Origin of the sequence: Paenibacillus sp. OAS669 (assembly GCF_014873645.1) — a bacterium.
Taxonomy (GTDB): domain Bacteria; phylum Bacillota; class Bacilli; order Paenibacillales; family NBRC-103111; genus Paenibacillus_S; species Paenibacillus_S vulneris.
The window spans coordinates 92,061-112,453 of the sequence record NZ_JADBDR010000010.1 but is presented as its reverse complement, the minus strand read 5'-3'; the positions used below and the strand labels follow the sequence as shown (position 1 = coordinate 112,453).

The 20,393-nt window shown below is 49.9% G+C and carries 13 protein-coding genes; 1 reads left to right on the top strand and 12 read right to left on the bottom strand.

Translation table 11 applies throughout. The features are described from left to right. Position 1: 1 nt before the first annotated feature. The 7 genes from GGC63_RS21580 to GGC63_RS21550 are packed head-to-tail and all read right to left on the bottom strand — an operon-like array spanning position 2 to position 11,380. Positions 2-868, bottom strand: coding sequence for a carbohydrate ABC transporter permease (locus tag GGC63_RS21580; RefSeq protein WP_079909828.1), 867 nt, complete (start codon positions 866-868; stop codon positions 2-4). Beyond that, the gene (locus GGC63_RS21575; protein WP_192704067.1) at positions 865-3,201 is read right to left on the bottom strand and encodes a DUF5696 domain-containing protein; all 2,337 of its coding nucleotides are present in this window, start codon (positions 3,199-3,201) and stop codon (positions 865-867) included. Before GGC63_RS21575 ends, GGC63_RS21580 begins: the two co-directional genes overlap by 4 nt. Continuing rightward, entirely contained in the window at positions 3,198-5,345 is a 2,148-nt protein-coding gene (locus GGC63_RS21570; protein ID WP_192704066.1) for an SMP-30/gluconolactonase/LRE family protein, read from the bottom strand. Before GGC63_RS21570 ends, GGC63_RS21575 begins: the two co-directional genes overlap by 4 nt. Positions 5,346-5,365: 20 nt before the next feature. Next, positions 5,366-6,268 (bottom strand): carbohydrate ABC transporter permease, encoded by a 903-nt coding sequence (locus GGC63_RS21565; protein ID WP_079909825.1) that lies wholly within the window; start codon positions 6,266-6,268, stop codon positions 5,366-5,368. Beyond that, on the bottom strand, positions 6,268-7,176 hold the full coding sequence (locus GGC63_RS21560) for a carbohydrate ABC transporter permease (RefSeq protein WP_377741362.1): 909 nt from the start codon (positions 7,174-7,176) through the stop codon (positions 6,268-6,270). The genes GGC63_RS21565 and GGC63_RS21560 overlap by 1 nt, the downstream gene beginning before the upstream one ends. 58 nt (positions 7,177-7,234) lie before the next feature. After that, a complete protein-coding gene (locus GGC63_RS21555) occupies positions 7,235-10,237 on the bottom strand; it encodes an extracellular solute-binding protein (RefSeq protein ID WP_192704065.1) in 3,003 nt (1,000 codons plus the stop codon). Between the two features lie 21 nt (positions 10,238-10,258). Beyond that, on the bottom strand, positions 10,259-11,380 hold the full coding sequence (locus tag GGC63_RS21550; RefSeq protein WP_192704064.1) for an ABC transporter ATP-binding protein: 1,122 nt from the start codon (positions 11,378-11,380) through the stop codon (positions 10,259-10,261). A 253-nt stretch (positions 11,381-11,633) separates the two neighbouring features. Between GGC63_RS21550 and GGC63_RS21545 the strand changes: the two genes are divergently transcribed. After that, positions 11,634-13,571, top strand: coding sequence for an ABC transporter ATP-binding protein (locus GGC63_RS21545; protein ID WP_192704063.1), 1,938 nt, complete (start codon positions 11,634-11,636; stop codon positions 13,569-13,571). Between the two features lie 321 nt (positions 13,572-13,892). On the opposite strand, the gene GGC63_RS21540 is transcribed toward GGC63_RS21545, so the two are convergent. The 5 genes from GGC63_RS21540 to GGC63_RS21520 all read right to left on the bottom strand — a co-directional run bounded on the left by GGC63_RS21540 (position 13,893) and on the right by GGC63_RS21520 (position 20,385). Further along, on the bottom strand, positions 13,893-14,120 hold the full coding sequence (locus tag GGC63_RS21540) for a hypothetical protein (protein WP_079909820.1): 228 nt from the start codon (positions 14,118-14,120) through the stop codon (positions 13,893-13,895). After that, entirely contained in the window at positions 14,120-15,337 is a 1,218-nt protein-coding gene (locus GGC63_RS21535; RefSeq protein ID WP_192704062.1) for a Ger(x)C family spore germination protein, read from the bottom strand. The genes GGC63_RS21540 and GGC63_RS21535 overlap by 1 nt, the downstream gene beginning before the upstream one ends. Before the next feature lie 42 nt (positions 15,338-15,379). Then, positions 15,380-16,885: a spore germination protein gene (locus GGC63_RS21530; protein ID WP_225948407.1), complete on the bottom strand. Its 1,506-nt coding sequence runs from the start codon at positions 16,883-16,885 to the stop codon at positions 15,380-15,382. 341 nt (positions 16,886-17,226) lie between these two features. After that, positions 17,227-19,038: a hypothetical protein gene (locus GGC63_RS21525; RefSeq protein ID WP_192704061.1), complete on the bottom strand. Its 1,812-nt coding sequence runs from the start codon at positions 19,036-19,038 to the stop codon at positions 17,227-17,229. A 30-nt stretch (positions 19,039-19,068) separates the two neighbouring features. Beyond that, entirely contained in the window at positions 19,069-20,385 is a 1,317-nt protein-coding gene (locus tag GGC63_RS21520) for an efflux RND transporter periplasmic adaptor subunit (RefSeq protein WP_192704060.1), read from the bottom strand. Positions 20,386-20,393 lie beyond the last annotated feature (8 nt).

Here is a 20,393-nt window from a genome sequence, read left to right as displayed (position 1 = left end):
TCTATTTGGCTCCGCTTGAGGATTTGGTCACTCTGGAGAAGATGAGCAGGACAATACCCAGGAAGAGCAATACGATCATAAAGTAAATCCATGCCAGAGCACTAGACAAACCGTAGTTGGTCGTGTTGACCTTGGAAATGATCGGGTTGGACGGGAACGTGAACAAATCGACTACCGTGTAAATCAAGTTCAGCAAAATAAATGGTGTCAAGCCAGGCAGCGTAATTTTCCAGAACGTTTCCCAAGGGTCGGCTCCATCAATCCGGGCTGCCTCATATACCGAGGTCGAGATGGTCTGACGACCCGCCAGGAAAATCAAGATTTGCACACCGGAATACCATAGGATGAGAACAAACGAGTTAATGATAGAGTTAAGCGGAGCCGCCCAGGCTTTCGGCAAATAGGTGTTGATGTAGCTGCCCAGCTCGAACTCTTGAACGAAGGACAACGTTCCTTCCCCCTGCGTAATAAACTCCTGGATAATTTGTCCGGTGGAGAATATGACAGGCAGGAAGAAAATGACCCTGAAAAACGAGCGTCCGATAAACTTCTGATTCAGCAAAATCGCTACAAGCAGCGAGAAAACCACGATAACCGGAATCATCATTAACGCTTGACGCAAAAACGGCAGCAAGTCATTGTACAAGAGGCCGCCATCCGCAAACAAAATCTCGCGGTAGTACTGGAAGCCGACCGGCGAATATTCCACGCCGCCGGCCGTAATTTTAACGCGGTTAAAGCTCATATAGAACGAATATACCAGTGGAAATGCGATAAAGCCCAGAAATCCGATAACCCATGGTGCGATGAATAAAGAACCTTCCACTTTACGTAGGGTGGCGGAGCTCAATCTCAATTTGCGATTCATTGGCCAGCGCCTCCTTGAACTACGATAAAGTCTTGAGCCGGTATCGTTACCTTGCCGTCGTTATACGGTGTTGAATTGTAGTTGATAACCACTTTCTTCCCTCCGTCGTAGGTAACTTCCTTCACGTTCGGAGCAATGGTTTTGTGGCCGACAATAAATTTGGTCTGTACGTCGCCCAAAGCTTTATTGTAGCGCTGGTATTCCTCTACAGCGGTTGATTCCCAGTCATGGACATTCATGCTGTAGTAATAAACAGAGTAGGCCCCTTTCATATCCTCAGACGGCGCATAAGTGAAAATGAACGATGGGCTTGCGCCGTACTCGATACTGCGAAGCATCTCGGTCTTGTACTGATCCCGCAGGTTAGACCAGCCGGAAGAATAGGTGACAAGGCCATGCAGCGCGATTTGCAGGAACGGAATGGATTCGTCGATGAACAGGTCATACGAATAGTCATCCGCTATGCGGTGAATATGGCTAATGTCCTTCAGCGTATACATATTGGCTCTTTCTACGCTTACTCCACCCAGCGTCTCTTTCGTCTCCTTTAGCATCTCCTGCTGCGTATGCATCGTTTCCGTTCTCGTAGATGGCGCGCGGGTATTGAAATCACTGTTCAAGTACCGGCCGATGCCGTCTTCAAAATAAATGCCGTCCGCACCCAATTCCTTAAACTGGCTCATGTCTTTGGAGAGCGACTGGGCCGAGAACTTCGGACTCATCTGGGTAATCGTATCCCGGCTTGCAAACATTTCGAAATCCATCAGCTTGCCTGCAAGGTTACGCATCCCGTCATATCTCGCATTGAATCCGTCTCTTTCGTTATTGTTATAGGTGTAGTTAGCGGTCAAGTAGACCGGCACCTTCAAGGAATGTGCGAATTGGATGAACTGCTTCATGCCTTCGTTGCCGCCCAGCCGCTTATCTACCGGGAACAATCCGCCGAAGGAGCTGTAACCGCCCTTCTGCCAGCCCAAATATTGAATGGACATATTTTCAATGCCAAGACCGTACAGCCTTTTCACCATTTCCATCGCTTGAGAGGTTGAGGTTCCGAGCAAATACTTATCCCACAGCATCCCTTTTTTCACGTCTGCTCCAACGATATCCACGAACATCGGAATCTTGTTCGACGCAGCCTGAAGCGGCTTAACGCCTTGTTCCTTCATTAAATATTCGCGGTATTTGGAGGCCATGCCGACATAGTCCGCATTGGTTTTATCGAGCAAGTAATAACGGGTGCTGCGCTGATCGGAAGTAAATCTTTCTTTACTGTAGGTAAAGAATCCCGCATTTCCTTTTTTGCTCGTATTTTGGAAAAACTTGATCCGATACTGCCATTCTGCCGTGATCCAGTTGGATTGGCCGAATGCGCCGGAAGGGGAACCGAATACTTTGGAGTATTCTTCTCCGCCGGTCATGATCGCTACGAATGCCTTGTCGCCGGATTTCATGCCGTATACGGGCATCTTCGCTTGCTGACGGGCCGTTCTTTCCGCATAAAATGAAATATCGCTGCCATACATATTCTCGCGATAAATCGATTTATCGTTGATCTGTTTCGTTTTGAAACGGATCAATGCACCGGAACCGTCTGGAACGACCATGTAGCCGTCTTGGCCGACGGAAGGCTCCGCGCCGAACATCGGGTACAGCTTCAGGTTCAAGAGACTGAGCTTGCCTTCCTCAATGCCGCTGTCGATGATTTTGGTCTCTACGTAATCATCCTTTATGTTCACTTCCACCGGAATTTTAAAGCCGGAGGTTTTGAAGTTGAACGTGACCTTGAAGCCTGTCGCCGTCGTCTGGAAGCCTTCGAGCACGCCTTTATCTTCGATAAGGCTGGTCATTTTGGGCTGCGACTTGAAGTTCGCGGCATCGATATATTCAACCATGATGGGAGAACGGAGATTATTTCTCCACGTTCCTGTAATTGTTTCTTGAGGCCATAGATCCACATTCGGATAGGAGCGCCAAACTTCCCCATTTCGCTTATCTTCTACCTGGAAGTGCCCGGTCGTGCTGTCCACGAGGAGCTTCAGCTTGTCGCTTTGTGCGGCGAGCTTGAAGTTCGCGTCGTTCGGCAGCTCCGCCTTCACTTTATTCACATCGACCGGAGCCGTTGCTGGCGCCTGTGTCGGAGCAGCCGTATTAGCCGCAGGAGCTTGCGCGTTGGCATCAGGCTTGGCGGCATTGTCCCCTGTGTTCCCCGATCCGGCAGCCGGTGGATCCGCCGCATTAATCGTCTGGACCGCCTGCGTTGCAAATAGAGATAAGCTCAGCGTAGCGGCCAGTGTCGCGGAGAGGACTACTTTTGTACGTTTACGTCTCATCGGATCGTCACCTCCTGATAGATCGAATAGAAGAAGTCTTTCATTTCACTGCTTAATCCGAATGTGATGAAGATCAAGACACCGAGAATCGTCATGGTTACGAGCGATAGGAAAATGTTCATAACCGTTTCACCCACGCTGTAGTTTTGCATGGATTGCACTTTCCAGAACATCAGCAGACCGACCCATATCATCATAGCAATCTGCAAGAAGGAATAAATCGCGCTTTCGCTTAATGTCATAACATTGGAAAGCAAGGTTAATGGCAATCCAACCAGAGCAATCGGGAACAAAGCATACGTGCTGCCGAAGGCAACGTCCCGGAACCGGCCTTCACCGCGATAGATCGTGCTTATCAAGTAGTTGGATACGATCCAGCCTACCCATAACACCATAAATTGGATGAACACCGTAATCAGATTAATTTCCAATACTACGGACGGATTAAACGTGAAGTTGGTAAATGCTCTGTAAATACAGAACGATACCAGCGCCAGCAGCAGCATGATGGTGCTGCTCGCGAATCCTCCTTTGCCTTCGTAACGAATCGCGCTGAAGCCGTCGATCGGATGCTTCAGGATATAAAATGAATGCTTCAACTGAACGAGCAAAGGAATCCTCGTTCTTTGGCGGTTCCGCCATTTTTTACGGAACCCACTCTTGCGCGTAAGACGTTCAAACAGCAAGTACCCTACTCCGAAAATAATGACGATGTTCATTAACAGACCGAAGTTTCTTTGGAACCACATGAGCCGGATTTGCCAGAACGAATCCGAGTAGCCTTGAATTTGCCCTGCATCGTAGAACAATTTCTCAGCGCGCTCAAAGTCGCCTTTCTTATAGGCCGCTTTGGCAAGGCCCAGCATCGCCGGAGTATAGTAGGCGTTAAGGCGCAGTACTTCCTGCCAAGGCTTCTCGCTTTCCTCATAACGGCCTTCCTGCGTCAATTGGTTCGCTTTATGAACCAGTTCACCGAATTCCGACAAGCGGAACACCTGCACGACGTTGTTTTCCTCATCCAGAATATACAGATGGTTCTTCGAGTTGGAGGCAATGGCCGAAGGCGTCTTGACGACTCCAAGCTTGGAGGAAGAAGCGGTGGTGTCTCCCGACCAGAAAAACAACAGATTTCCGTTCGCATCATATTGGTTGACGTATTTTAACGTGGAATCGATGGCCGTAATGTTACCGTTACGGTCAACCGTCAAGTCATTCAGCTTCGGCGTCAGCTTATCTCTGCTCGGAAAACGAACTTCCCCGAACGTTTTGACTGCGTCCCCGGTAGCCGACGTGTCGTTCTTCGTTGCCAGCAAATCTTTGCCCGCGATATTCAGCTTCTTGATCTGACCGTTCGTAACTTCTTTCGTAACCGTATAAATAAAGCCGTTCTGGTCGATCGTTACGCTGCTGACAGAGCCTGGCAGCTTACTGATTTCCCGCAAATACATTTCACGGGTGTACAGCATCCGTTTCAATGCGTCCATAACGGAAAACTCTGTTTTGTTAGCTCCGAAGAAGCTTTGGAAATTGCCTTCCGGGTCCAGCTGCAGCAAGCCCTGGTAGCCGCCCAATGTAGCGATATACAGAAAACCGCGCTTATCGACGGCAACCTTGATCGGATCGTATTTGAACGATTCAGGCAAAAACTTCGAATCCGGACGCTTGAATTCGCGGATCATCTTGCCGTTGCTGTCCAACCGCAAAACGCGTTTGTTGCCTGTGTCAGCAACGTAAATATCTCCGTTTTTATCGATAAATACGCCTTCGGGCTTCTTGAGCGGGTTTTCCTTCACATCGATAATCCGCTTAAAGTTCCCGTTCTCATCCAGATGCACGATCCGGTTATTTCCCGTATCGGCGATATAGATGTTGTCCTTGGTATCGATAAAGATCCCTTTGGGCTGTACAAGCGGGGAAAATACCTGCTTGGCAGGATCCTTAGGATCCGGAACATAAATTTCCCTGCCCAGCACTTCAACCGGTGTATAGGCCGATTGGGTCCAGACCAGCTGGCCGAATCCGTCCTTATAGTTCGTATCGTAAGGCACCCAGGCGAACGCGGTCATAGGCATCATGACCGAGGCGAACAGGGTGAAGGCCAGAAGAAGGAACAGCGGCCGGCGCCATCGTGTTTTGACTAACATGGTTCTTCCTCCTTTCTCTATTATTTGATCCCGGAATGAGCCATCGTAGCGATAACTTTACCTTGGAATATCAGGAAGATGATCAGGTTCGGTATGAACATAACCATGGCTGCGGCTGCTGCCGCGCCTTGTCTCGCGACGTTGTTGGCCAGGTTATTGGTTAACGTGGACAGGAAGAACGGGAAGTTCTTCATTTCGTCGTCCTGCATGAAAAGCGTCGAAGTCTCTGTATTGCCCCAGGAGCTTTGGAACGTCAGAATCGCGACCGTCGCCACCGCAGGCATACAAATCGGAATGACGATTTTCAAGAAAATATGAATCTCGGTTGCACCGTCGATTCTGGCCGCCTCGAGCAGCTCGTTCGGCAGCTGATCAATAAACTGCTTGAGCAGGAAAACCCCGACAGGCATCGCCAGAATAGGCAGGATATGCCCCCAGTACGAGTTCATAATGCCGAGATTGCTGGCTACCAGATACCGCGGAATCTGCACAGCTTCCGGTGCGAACATCAGCGTCAGAATGATCGTAGCGAATACCGCTTTATGACCCGGAAACTTGTGCTTGGAGATCGGATATGCGCACAATGCGCTGACAATGGTCACGCACACGACGGCTCCGCCCGAAATCACAAGGCTGTTAAACAAATAACGTGTAACCGGCACTGTCGAACTGGAGGCTACCAGGAACAGCTCGACGAAGTTCTGGAAAGACGGCTCCCGAACAAAGATATTCGGCGGATATATGAACAGCTCCTGATACGGCTTCAGCGCATGGTTAAAGATGTAGATGAGCGGAAGCAGCATGAAAATCGAGAACACTACGAGCAGAAATACAAGTACTTTTTGAAACGTGTCCATGGAGTGCAGCTTGGATTTCTTTCTCCATGGAACCACCTTCTTCCACCAAACGGCTGCGTTTTGCATTATTCATCCTCCTTAGAGCCGAACAATCCCATGCTAAGTTTATTCGACAAATACATCAGAATCAGCAGGAATACGGAAATCGCAGCGGCATAACCCATTTCAAATCGAATAAATCCATAATCATCGATATGATTAATGATCAAATGTCCCGCATACTGCGGAGTCGGTGTTTGTCCCGACAGCTCCACACCTATCGCTCCGGCCTTAAAGGTGGTTACGATAGCCATGACCGCTCCGAACAGCATTTGCGGTTTCATGGAAGGAATGGTAATGTACCAGATTTCCTGGAGTCTGCTGCTCATGCCGTCTATGCGACCAGCTTCATATAATTCCGGGTTGACGTTCAGAATACCGGCCATCATGGCCAAGAAGCCTACACCCATACTGGACCATAAGGTAACCACGATCATGGAATTCATCAGGTAAGCTTTATCGGTAACCCACAAGATAGGCTCATCGATAAACCCGATTTGCAGCAATAAACTGTTCAAGTAACCCAAACGGTCGCCGGATAGAAGCGGCAGCCATACGATGGACATCGCAATCCCCATCGTCAATGAAGGAGTGTACATTGCAAGGGCGAACCATTTGCGCAAGCCCGCAGGCAGCTGCGTAATGAGCCAGGCCAGCAGGAAGGCAAGAATATAGCCGCCGGGTCCAACGATAATAGCGAACTTGAACGTGTTCGGAAGAGCGTACTTCAGGAACGTCAAGTCCTGGGATATTAAGTTCTGAAAGTTCGTCCAGCCGATAAAACGCGGAGGCTCGATAGCATTAAAGTAAGTAAAGCTTAGAGCAATCGCCGCCACTACCGGTATGACGATAAAGGCGAGAAAGCAGAGCATAAACGGTGCAATAAACAAGTATGACAAGCGGTACTCCCACATCTCGGACAGAAGAGCCTTCATCTTATCCGTCCATGTCAGTTTGACCGGAGCGGCCGTTTTCGTTGATAGGCTTGCTTGGTTACTTAACATACGGATTCACCCCATCCCAAGGCTTATCGACGACCGGTAGATCCATCGTTCGGATGACATTGCCATTCTCGTCGATAAAACCGAATTCCTGCTGCTTACGCCTTAGCTCCCGGTTAATGTCCATGACGGTGGTTTCCAGAGAGCTTCGGTAATTCGTTCCGTCTACAACGGCCCGGTTCCATGCATTATTGATTTCACGACCTACGAAATATCCGCCCGGCAGGTTCGGCATATCCTTGTACCATCTCCACTGCTCCAGGATGACGTTGGCATCCTCCCTCTTCCAAGGAAGCTTGGAGAAGGCCTCGACATTGGCTGTATTCCAGCGGAAGGCTACTCCGTTAAAGGCTTCCAAATCGGAGCCGTAACGTTCTTGGGTATCGGCGGATGCCCACCACTTCATAAATTTCCACGCTTGGTCTTTCTTTTTCGATTTGTTGAAAATGACACCGGCCGTCTGACCGCCGCCCGACCAGCGGGAAATGGATCCATCCGGCTGCTGGGTACCCGGAATTTGGGCGATCCCCCAAGCTCCATTCAATTCAGGAGCCGCTGCGGACAATTGAATGTACATGTTATAATCTGCAAATCCGATCGGCATGTCGCCTTTGCGGAAATGCTGCAGGAAGCTGGTTACAGAACGGTCCATCGCGTAAATATTGAACAAGTCGGTCCACTGCTTGAAGGCTTTGAAGCCTTCCGGTCTGTCCAACGCGGTTTTGGAGCCCTCTTTATCAAAAAACTCCGCATTGTTCTGGTATACGAACGTCATGTATTCCGTAGGCGGCATATAGAAGTTCATATAGTTTTGCTGCAGTGTCGGCAGCATATCGTACACATCGTTCCAAGTGTTCGGTATCGACAAGCCGAGACGGCTCAAAATATCTTTGCGGTAGTACAGCACATGGAAGGATTGTGTTTCAGGCACCGCATAGTAGCCTTTATTATAGTAGAAAGGCAGCCATGAACCCGGGCTGTAGTTTTTGTAAAGATCCTTGAAGTCCGGGAATTGCGAGATATCATAAATACTGTTCCGAATCGCGTAATCAACCGGCAGGTCCTGCGTTAAGCCCAGTGCGATATCCGGCTGGATGCCTGCCGCATTCGCCAAGACGAGCAGCTGAGCATTCGGAAGCAGGTTGACTTTGACCTGAATGCCGGTTTCCGGTGTGAACGTCTCGTCCGATAGCTCCTGCAGCTGGGTCACGTAGTCGCGACCGCGTTGCACCCATACGTTCAGTACGTTATCGTCGATATCGCTCAATCTGTTTTTCGTTTGGAACGAGTAGAAGAAGTTGACTACCATCCCCTTCATCTTTGTGAAGAAGGATGCTTCCATCGATGGAAAGCTCTTCTCTACCGGCGCAAAATACACTTCATCGAGCTGAAGCGGCTGTTGGACCAGCGTTTCGATGAACTTGCTTATTTTTTCATTCGTCGTGCTGATCGTATCTCTGTGATACGGGATATCATCGACTTTGGTCAGAAGCTCCTCAATATCCTTGATGGAGGTGTTCATGCTCTCGCTGACATTGTCTTTACGCCCGTTTACTTGCTGCATCTGTTCGGACAGCTTCTTCAGCAAGTCGACGACAACCGTCAAGCGCTTCGGCAGATCGGGCATATCCTGAGCGATTTTCCAGGTCCGGTTCTTGTCGTCCTGACCTCCTGTCAGCGACTTCAGATCCTGGTCGATTCCCTGTAAAATATCCGTAATTTCCTCAATACCGATGATGACCGGCTTGAACGGTGCATGCGTCACGGACATCGTCAATGTATGCGTTCCTTTTTCCAGGTAAAACTCGTACGGCTTTCCTTCATCGTCGGATAAGGTAACCCCTTTCCAGCCTGTATCGTAGGAGAAGCGATAAGCGAGCATTTCCTCGAACGGAACCTTGCCGTCAATGGCAATACGTCTAAAGGAAGCCTTTTGCGAGATGGTGTTTTGCAAAGCGCGCATGCCGAGCTTATATTTCCCCGATTCAGGAACATCAAGAGTCCATGTGATTTCCTGGTTCTGGTCATACCACTTTTTCCCGCCGATGCTGTTAAACGTAATTTTGCCTTTAGCCAGCGGAACCGATCTTTGATCCGTATCGGACACCAACTGAATCGCCGAATCGTTCTTCGATTTCACGTCCTCGGCCTGCAGTGTTACTGCCTCCGCTTGAACCGGCTTGGCTTGCGGATAGGCTGTGCTGACATCCTTGTACGATTTCAGCTTGGTTTGCGGAACCAGCTTGATTGATTCCAGAGCGATCGGCTCGAAGCCCTGCAGGCGGATCGTATGCGACCCTTTACTGAAGTACCATTGCAGCGGTTCGGAGTATGCGCCACCCGCATCCCTCAACGGTTTCACGAACCATCCGGAAATATCCTCCGATTTGGGCCGGATGTCGTTGCCGTCAATATCCTTCTTGATTGGACGGGCATCCTTCCACTCCCGGTACAAGGTAATGGAAGAAGCTTCACGGAACGGATGTGCTCCGTCGAGCTTTACATCCCAGCTGATTGGCCTGCGCAGGCCGTTGCCCGTGAAGGGACGATAGGATACGTGAAGCTCATACAGGCCATCGTTAGGCACATCCACCTGATATTCGATCCAGCTTTCCTTTGGACTGTTCCATAGAAGCACGTTGCTTTTGCCTTCATAGCTTCCGACCGTCGCTACCGATTCATCCGACTTTTTGGAAGTTTTGCTTGCATTGATCTCGATAGGAGCCGCCCCATCCTTGATCCCTTTATCTTTCCAGCCCTTTAAGATGTTGGCATAATAAGGCTCGAACTCGTTTGCCTTGATGGCTTGACGCTGCTGGTTCCCCTGCTGGGCCGGCTTAGCCGCATCCGGTTTGGCAGCCGTATCGGCCGCCCGTGCCGTTTGCTGCGGCAAAATCGGGAACGCCGTACAAGTCAAGCCCAACGACCCGATCAGCAGCACAGCAACAAAGCGATTTCGTATGCGTTTCCATTTTACAGCTTGCAATTCAGTCACTCCTTTCCCTTACGCCGTATATTAATCCATGATCCGATCGCCGGTCTCACTGTAGAAGAACAGCGCCTTCGACATATCCACCGCTACCTGGATCTTATCTTCCTCGTCATAGTGATAGCGCGGGTTAACCCTTACGATAAGCATCCGTTCCTGCCCGATATCGAGATGAAGGAATCTGTCCGCACCCATCAATTCGCTAAGCTTATGAGTGCCCGGAATGATCGCGTTAGGATAAGCCTGAAACACCATTTCCTCCAAGCTGATATTCTCCGGCCTGATGCCAAGGGTAACCACTTTGTTGACCTGTTTGTTCTTGATTAATGAATGCGCTTTCCCTTCTGGAATAGCCAATGAGAAGCGCTGAGTATGAAACTCCAGCTTGCCTTGAGCATTCTCTTGAATGCGGCCGTCAATAAAGTTCATTGGAGGCGATCCGATAAAGCTGGCGACGAATGTATTGGCAGGATTCGTATAAATGACCTCCGGTGTATCCACCTGCTGGATGATCCCCGATTTCATAACCACGATTCGGTCACCCATAGTCATCGCTTCGATCTGATCGTGCGTTACATAAATCATCGTTACGCCCAGCGATTTGTGAAGCTTGATAATCTCTGTTCTCATCTGTACGCGAAGCTTGGCGTCAAGGTTGGACAGAGGCTCATCCATCAAGAACACTTGCGGATTCCGTACGATGGCGCGTCCGAGAGCAACCCTCTGCCGCTGTCCGCCGGACAGCTGTCTCGGCTTACGGTTCAAGTACTGCTCGATTTCGAGTACCCGGGCCGCACGCTTAACGGCCAAATCGATTTCATGCTTAGGCAGCTTGCGCAGACGAAGACCGAATGCGATATTCTCGTAAACGCTCATGTTCGGATACAGCGCATAGTTCTGGAACACCATAGCAATATCCCTGTCCTTCGGCGGCAGATCGTTAACCAATGTATCGCCGATATAGATTTCTCCTTCGGAGATATCCTCCAAGCCGGCAATCATCCTGAGCGTGGTCGACTTCCCGCACCCGGATGGACCTACGAAGACCAGAAACTCTTTATCCTTGATTTCCAGATGGAAATCCTTCACGACCGGTTGTTTGTCCTTACCGTATCGCTTATAGAGATGATTGATCAGAATTCTCGCCATATTACCGCCTCCACGTGCAAATTTACTTAATCTTAGAAACTATTGTAATGAATTCCGTGTGAAGATGGTGTGAATAATTAGTTAGAGGAGGAACTTTTTGTCTCCTGGCGGATTCTTTTTTAATAGAAGAGAGAGCCGTTCCACAGAGCAAAATAGTCCATGTTTATTGAAGGAATCATTCATTTTTATTTCATTCCGACTATGTTAATGTCTAATTTGTTGGAAATTTACGACAGAAGCAGGGAGGATTGGCATGAATGCGTCCGATCAAAATCCAAATCAGTCCGCTGAAAAAAAGAAGCTTGTTCAACGGTATTTAACCTTCTTAAAGCCTTACCGTCTCACCCTCTTGCTCATATTGGTCCTCGGTATTTTTCAATTTGCCGTACCGATGATCGGCCCTTGGATGACCAAAATATTGATTGACGACGTGCTTCCCCGGAAGGAAGGCTTCTGGAATTTGACCAATGCCGTGACCTTTCTGGCCATCGTGTATGCGTTCGGCATTTGGATCAATTTTTTGCGAAATACGATCACCTTCCGGCTTGGTAACCGGATGGTTTATGATATTCGTCACCAGCTGTACGAGCACATGCAGAAGCTGTCGCAGCGCTTTTATGATAACAGGCAGGTCGGCAGTATCGTCTCGAGAATTATGAATGACGTCAACGGAGCGCAAAACCTGGTTAACGGCGGCGTTATCAATCTGATCATCGATATGTTCCTCGTCCTGTTTGCCGGCTTTATGCTGTTTAGCCTGCATTGGAAGCTTGCCTTATTGTCCTTGTGGCTGCTGCCGCTCTATTACTTGACCTTCACCAATCTTAATGTCCGGATACGTCTCTCCTGGCGCTCTGTCCACAGACAGATGGAGCGTATTAACGGGGTTCTGGTCGAAAAAATCTCCGGCATGAAGGTCGTTCAATCGTTCAATCAGGAACAAACGGAGATGGAGCGGTTCGAAAAGCAGGCCAAAAATCATATTTCGCACGCCAACAAAGCGCAGCTCCTCGGAAATTCGTTAGGACGGCTCAGCCAGACGTTTACCCAAACGGGAGGCATCATTATCTGGTTCACCGGCGGCCTGCTCGTGTTGAAGGGGCAATTATCCATAGGATCGCTTATCGCGTTTCAAGCCTATTTGAGCCAGCTGTACGGTCCTATCCAGCGGTTCGCCGAAGCCAATGTCACGATACAAAATTCCATGAGCAACATCGAGCGCATCTTCGAGGTGTTCGATATTGAGCCGGAAATCAAAGTAAAAGAAAACCCGGTCCCTCTCAAGCATTGCAAGGGCGGCATCGTATTCAAAAATGTTTCCTTCACCTACGTTACCGAGCGTCCGGACATAAAAAAAGAGCCCGGTAAATCATCGGACCCGGATCTCGTGGATATGGCGGAGCCGCCCAAAAAATTTTATATTATTCCGCCGAAAACAAGGCCTGACCCGCCTCCCATGGTGACCGAGCAGCGTATTGCCTTACAGCATATCAGCTTTACCGCCCGTCCGGGCGAGGTCATCGCGCTCGTAGGGCCAAGCGGAGCCGGAAAATCGACCTTGATCAATCTCATTCCCCGGTTCTATGATCCGGATGAAGGCACCGTATATTTGGACGGCGTCGACCTTAAAGACTACGACGTATATGATGTGCGCAAACATATCGCTATCGTGCTGCAGGATAATATGCTGTTCTCCGGAACTATCTTCGATAACATTGCCTACGGCAACCCGAAGGCAGACAAAAAGCAGGTTATTCAAGCGGCCCGCGCGGCAAATGCCCACGGCTTTATCAGCGATATGGAGCTTGGCTATGATACGGTTGTCGGAGAACGGGGGGTTCGTCTATCGGGCGGTCAAAAGCAGCGTATTGCCATTGCACGGGCGCTGCTCAAAAATCCTCGCATCCTGATATTGGATGAGGCAACCTCTGCGCTGGACGCGGAATCCGAGGCGCTTGTGACCGAAGCGCTGGAGCATTTAATGAAGGATCGAACCACCTTCATCATCGCCCACCGGTTAGCCACTGTAGTAAGAGCGGATCAAATTCTCGTCTTTGATCAGGGAGAAATCGTGGAGAGCGGCACGCATCAGCAGCTGCTTCAGCAAGGCGGGCTGTACCGCGACCTGTATGAGAAGCAATTGAAGGCGATGCGTCCTGAGGAAATGAAAAATCTTAGCTTTGGGACATAGCACACAACACAACCAAGCGGAAAAAGGAACCTGATAGTGTTGAAAAACCTAGTTTTGCGTGAACTATGCTACATAGGGAGGTGGGGTATGCCTCGGAGGAGTTTACGTCCGCCTTTGAAACCCGTGAAAATACCGCCAAATATAATCACCTTTCACGGGTTTCAATAGCTATGGGCTTTGCGTAGCAAAGCCTGCTTCGGAAGCCTGGCTGGAGGGGCATACCCCATCGGAGTATATTGGCAATAGTTCAGCTCCATAGTTTTTTCAACCAACTCAGGAACCTCAACAGGTTCCTTTTTCCATATACAGCGACCCGAAACATTATGGCTCCAGCAGCTTGCCGAGCGGCTTGTACAAAGCGTCCACCCACTGCGTCGGGCCCTTCATGTCCGGGAATAAGACGAGAAGAACCGCTAATATCCAGCCTGTCACTGTAACGACGATAAACGCTGTTTTTTCCCTTCTAGTATGCTGCTTCATTCTTGGCCACTCGTATAAAACCATCAGTAAGGCGACGACGGTAGCGAAAACCGCAGAGCCCCAGCCCATTATTGCTTCACCTCTTTATTTTGTTTCTTGGAATCTATCGTCGCCATTCCGGTCCGGAGGATTTTGGCGGAAGCCTCGATGTTTACTTTAACTGACGGGAATACTTCACCCCACCGGTCCTTGACCTGATGCCATTCCTTCGGATACTTGCGTCGAAAGGCTTCGGCAAAGTTAAAAATATCCGCATTCAGCTGTTTTTGCGGCCGTACCAGAGCCGATTTGATTCGCTCCTCAATATCCTCAGCCAGCTCCTTCTCCAATTTCTTGGTCACAACCGGATCACTTAAATCCAGATTCGTCGTATTCTGGATCACATCGTCCTCCGTCTTGATTATAACCGTTACGCTCCACTGATCTCCCTCAATGTGAGGAACCAGATTGGTGCTGCTGCGCAGAAGCTTCATGGAGACGTGCCCCGCGGACTCCTTAGGTTCTATCGTTACGATGGAGGATTCAACCTCATTTCTCAGCCATAAAAGTCCCCGCGTCAACTTATCGTTCAAGCGGCCGACCATTTTATCCCCTCTGATAATAGCCGTTCCGTTGATAAAGCCTACCGTATTTTGGGACTCTTTACCAGTCTCAGGCGGAAGAGCCTCAACCCAAGGCAGTGCGGCTGCGCCCGCATCTCCGTTCAGCATCTCGGCAAAATCCTTCACGGTTACCTTCATTCCGGTTTGAAGCTTGGCCATTTCCCGAAGCACCTCGGCAGAGCTCCGTTCAATGGGAGGGATTAACCGCAAAATACTTTTGGCATCGCCTTTGCTGACGAAGACATCCGCTCTCTCCCGCGGACCGGACTCTCTCATAATAAAATCGATATTGTCTCTAAAACCATCCTTGGCAAGCTCCTCGCCAAAAATAAATATTTCGCAATGCCCCCAAAAAATACGGCGCGGAAATCCCTCCTGCAGCTTGGACATGGCGTCCGCCACCGTCACTCCCTCGGCCGCTCTAACGATAGTCTGGGCGGTGGCGCCGCTCGTTCCCTGGCCGGATTCGCCCCCGCCACCACCGCCACCACCGCCACCCCCTCCGCCGGAAGGCTGAGGAACGAATACCTGGATGGAAAGCGATATCTTATCACCTTTTTTATCCAGCCCTGCGGCCATAACCAGCGTCAAGTCATTCACTTCGATCCGGTCCCAGCAGCCGGTAAGCAGCAGGACCATAACGAAGCCGCTTATTGCCGTAATACAGCGAGTGAATATGCCCATTGTATCCTGCCCTTTCACTTGGATGCTCTAAGTTCGATTGCATTAGGACTTTGGAGGCCGCGGTTTCAAATGAGGCGACTGCCGGCGTTCATTGTAATATTCGCTAAGGTGCGGCCGCATGTCCCTTGTCCAAAGCGGATTTCTAAATAATACGTCTTTGAGAGCCCTTCTTTTCAAAGGTGCTACGGTCGACAAGTAGGTGACCCCGAAGGAACGCAGCGTGCACAAATGAATAACAATCGTAATAATGCCGAGCATCAAACCAAGCAGACCCAGAAAACCTGCAAGAAACATAAGCGGGAAGCGAAGCAGCCTGACGGTTACCCCCAGCGTATAACGCGGGAAGGTAAAGGAGGCCACTCCAGTAAAGGCTACGACCATGACCATGGGAGAGGACACCAGTCCTGCCGAGATGGCAGCCTGGCCAATAACCAGCGCTCCTACGATACTTACGGCGGCACCGACCTGTTTGGGCAGGCGCAGACCCGCTTCGCGCAGCGCCTCAAAGGTCACTTCCATCAGCAGCGCTTCAACCAGTGCGGGGAAAGGAATTTCTTCCCGCGATTTGGCGACACTGAGCAGGAGAGTCGTCGGTATCATCTCCTGATGATACGTCAATATGGCGACATAAGCCGATGGAATCGTAAGCGCAACTAAAAAAAATAAATAGCGGAGCCATCGGATCATAGAACCTGCCCAATAGGTTTGGTAATAATCTTCGGGCGATTGAAGCAAGGAGAACATAGTGACCGGAGCCAGCAGAACAAACGGCGATCCGTCCACAATGATACCTACGCGTCCCTCCAATAAGTTGGCACTGACTACATCCGGGCGTTCCGTAGACAGCATGGTAGGAAAAGGCGTATACGGATTATCCGTAATCAGCTCCTCGATATAAGCGCTATCCAAGATGCCATCAATATCTATCCGATGCAGCCGCTGACACACTTCTTCGATCAGAGCAGGATCGGCAATTCCTTTGATATAGGTGACTATCACTTCCGTCTGACTGTACCGTCCTACCGTGAGAGATTTCATTTTCAGAGAGGGGCTGCGAATGCTTCTCCTTAGCATGGACGTGTTCACACCCAAAGTTTCCGTGAATCCGAGACGCGGCCCTCTTACAACAGATTCCGCTATAGGCTCTTCAATGGAACGCTTCTCCCACTTGCCTAAGCCTAAGGACATGGCGATGTTCATCTTGTCAATGAACAGAACCGGATCCCCTCTCGAAATGCTTTTGATAGCATCGTCGTACGTAGTTATTTCCTGAGAAGCGGACACCTGAATGCGGTTCTTCAGCTCCGCTCTTGTTATTCCTGTTGGACTTGCCTGCATCAACGGGGACAGCACCTGCTGATCCAAAAGATCGGTATCCGACAAGTTATCTATGTAAACCAGTAAAGCATCCGTGGCTTCCCCAATTTTAAAGGGATGAAGAATAATGTCCGTGCAATCCTCGTACAAAGAAGTGATGACATCCTGATTAACGGCCAATTCCGGAGATAATAGACGCGGCTGCTCCTCATTGATCGGCGTTTCATTCATCTGCTGTCCGCGCCGGCTCGAATTGAACATTTTTCTGGATAAAAATTGAAACAGGTCCACTGAGCATCCTCTTTCACTATTTTTTATCCATTTTCGCCTAAGTCGCCCCTTTTTATCCTTTTGGGCACGCACTTTTGTTTATGTACCTTCTGACTTCCTGCTATGATGTTTGTTGCCGTTGATTACGGAGGGAGATTTGTAAACTCTAGAATGGCAAAAAACCATTGGACCTTATCGGTCCAATGGCGTCTGTTGAGAAACATATGCAACCTTAAACCATTGTCATAATTTCTTACCTAGGCTCCTTGCCCTGCAGCCAATGTTACAGCCCGCTGTCGGAATTATTGCGTCACGCTCTTAACCAAACGGGTTGCTTCTCCATTCGGCGTATCGATTGCTTCATAAATATGGAGGGTTAGCGGATAGCTGAACTGGTCTGTCTTGATGTTGCTGAATTGAATCATCTGTTCGCCGCTGACCAATTTGTTTTCTCCCGTTAAGGAAGCCGTCTGCGAGCCAAGGATACGGCCTGCGCTGTCGACAATCTCGAACTTCATTTTGGAGAAGTTTTTATCGACGACTACATCCTCCAGATGATCGATGGTCAGCCACAGCTTCAGATTATATGAATAGGAAAGACCCATTCCGTTGGCTCCGGGGTTGGTATATGCCGATATTGTCCAATCGTCCAGCTTCACATTAAACGGATATAGAGACATGACCGAGTCGTCCGCTTCCTTCTGTACTGGGGCGCTGAAATTGGCTATCGTGCTGCTGTACGGCGCCGCGGTTTGGTTATCCAGCAGCTTCATGGTCAGATTGTCCCCTTTCTCTGAAGCAGGGATCATAAAGGAATAGCTGACCACGTAACCCAGGTTCGGCATGATTTCGGCTGCCGTTGTTGTCTGTCTCGTACCGGCATAGCTTGCTCCGTCCCCGCCGACAAGCTGCGCCTGGAATTGCGGGAAGGCAACCGTCATATCGCCTTTATTCGAAACCTTGAATTTGGCGACGACCGATTTGAAGCCTTGTCCGTCGTTATCATGCAAATGCAGCTCGACTAAGGAAACCTCCGTTTTGGAATCAACCAGATGATTCATCGGATCCAAAGCGATAGGCGTGCCCATAGTATAGTTAGCCGTGTTATTCATCTGCTCTGGAGTCGGTGCTGCAATGACCAGACGGCCAACATCAAATCCGGACCCTGTCGCAGAGGTCGTTACCGGACCTGCAGCAGTACCGGCACTCGCTCCTGTGCCCGAGCCCGCTCCGGCGGCCCCTGCTCCTTGTCCAGCTTGACCGCCCGCAGGAACGAATCCCTCCGTGGTCATCAGCATCAAGCCGATCAGATTGATGTCCTTATCCGACGTTATGGCGAAATGGACATATTTCTTTTCGCCGGGTGCGAGAGTAACGGGTTCCTGCTCAACCTTCTTCCCGGTGTACAACTTGTCCGGTGTCTTGCCGTCCATACGGAAATTCGAGACGGTCTCATTGCCTGTACCCGGATTTTCGGCCATCAGGGTAACTAAATAGGAGAAGCCGTTCGCATCGTTCTGCTTGGTCAGTTCTACCGGTGTATAGCGAATCGGAGAGCTTGACCCCGGAATTTGAAACGGCTGTCCCCAAGCCATATTGGCATAAGGATCTGTCAGCTGCCCCTTGGTTCCATACCAGACATTCAATGCTACAGGGACCGACAGCAGCACCTTTTCCGTCTTAGGATAGGTATATTCGTCTACCTCAACAAAGGAGAGGTCCGTGACTTCGATATCATCAGGACGATCCACGGTTACCATGTAGGACAGCTCCCCGTTCTCCTTAGCCATAATGGATTTCATGTTGGATGCGCTAGGCTGCAGCTTGTATTCGATTCCTTCCTTCGTCTTCACGCGAATTTCATAATCGGGGACACGCAGCATACTGTTCCCGTTATTCGTCAATCTGACAACAGCGCCGATTTGCAAGCCGCCCGTCGTTCGATTAACGGCAACACGCTTCACCGATGCGGTTATCGAATCATTCAAAGCATAGGAGAGAGTGCTTATCGAAGCGCTCGGCACCGCATCGTCGGCCATTACCGGAATGGCTGAGGCCACTAGCGTTAAGGACAGCACAGCTGCTGCCATAGCCGTTTTCCAATTGGTTTTCATATTGAGAAAAACCTCCTTTTTTAGCATTCCTTACGGTGTCGTTGTTTTTGCCGGTTCGTTAGCCGTATCCTTTTTCATATCAGTAGTCTGTTCTTTAACGGCTGTAACCTTCTGTCCATCCTTAAGCTGATGCTGTCCTGAAACGACCAGCTCATCGCCAGCCTTCACGCCTTCCAGCACTTCCTGGTACGTCTCGTTAATGCGCCCCAGCTTCACAGGAGTTTTAACTGCCTGTCCTCCTTTGAGCAAAAATACAAAGGCGTCGCTGCCTTCACGTACAATGCTCAGGCTAGGCACAGCAATCACCTGCTGCTCCTCCTGCGTGGTCAGCTGAACCTGGACGCGGGTACCTGGCTTCAAATATCCGTCCGTATTTGACACTTCCAGCTCCAAAGGAAATGACTTCGTCTGCGAATTCATCACATCAGCCAAATAAGTGACGCGGCCCTTCAAGATCCGGCCCGGGTTATCCGCGCTATAGAAGCTCAGCTCCTGCTTGCCTCTTGCCAGCTGGGCTGCCGTCTCGCTTAAGTCGGCCTTAATTTTAATCGGGTCGATTTGCTGAACTTGCCCTACCTTGCTGCCGCGTGCTAAGGTTTGGCCTACTTCAATGCTCAAATCCGTCAATACGCCGCTGGTCGGAGCTTTCACTTCATAATTGTCCAGCGTGTTATCAATGTCCTGGATACTGATTCTTGCCGAATCTACCTGCGACTGGGCGCTTGCCAGTCCATTCGTTTTATCCATCGCATCCAACTTGTTCTGCAAATTTTGCAAATCGAGCTGGGCATTGTTCACCTGCATTTCACTCTGCTCAAGCTGATGCTTCGTTACAAGTCCCGCATCGTAATCGTTATGCATTTTATTGTAATCCTTCGTCACATTATCCAGCTGCTGCTGTGCCTTCGTGATCGAGTTTTGAAGCTCGGTACGGCTGTTGTTCAAGTCCTCCGATGTTTTTTGCAAAGCATCCTCCGCACTTTTCAGAGCTACCTCGCTTTTTTGCTTTTGAAGGATCGCATCCTTGGTGTCCAGCTTAAAGATCACCTCCCCTTGCTGAACCACATCGCCCCGTTTTTTCAATACCTGCAGCACCTGGCCGTCCACCTTGGGGCTAACGTCCACCTGTGAAGCCGCAACGACATCCGCTATTTGCTCCTTCGGATCCCCCATGCTTTGCTTAGTGACGGCTGCTACCTTGACGGATTTGGTATCCGATTGCGTTGACGCCACCGTGTCCGTTGTTTTGGGTGATGCGCAGCCGGCAGCCAACGCAGCGACAAGAAGAAACGATCCTGCCGTCATCGACAAGCGCCGGTACTGACTTTTTCTTTTCCGCTGATTCATCCTATCCT